Raw genomic sequence first — 345 nt, forward strand, 5'->3', positions numbered from 1 at the left:
GCCCCGAGTTCCGCGAGCTGTGGGCCCGCCAGGAGGTCGCGCCGCACCGGACGTCCCGCAAGGTCTTCCGGCACGCCCTGGTCGGCGAGATGTGCTTCTAGGCCTCGTACCTGAACATTCCGGCCGCCCCCGAGGCGTACCTGGTGGTCTAGACCTCGGAGAGGCCGCGCGACCGCGAGCTGGTGGAGCAGCTGGTCGCGAACCCGAGCGCCCGGGCCACCGAGCCCGGCCACGTGCACACCCCCTCAGGGGAGCGGGACCACAGCGCCGAAGGGCGACCTCCCGACCGGGAAGGCGCCCTTCGGCGTCTGTTGTGGAGCTACGGGGAAGTGAACGCCGGACTGC

At 72.2% G+C, this 345-nt stretch carries 1 protein-coding gene; it reads left to right on the forward strand.

The window, feature by feature from the left end; all coding sequences use genetic code 11:
* A partial coding sequence (locus tag UK12_RS45400; RefSeq protein ID WP_442973928.1) for an MmyB family transcriptional regulator occupies window positions 1-101 on the forward strand: 101 nt, incomplete at its 5' end.
* Window positions 102-345 lie beyond the last annotated feature (244 nt).

The organism is Saccharothrix sp. ST-888, assembly GCF_000955975.1.
Taxonomy (GTDB): Bacteria; Actinomycetota; Actinomycetes; order Streptomycetales; family Streptomycetaceae; genus Kitasatospora.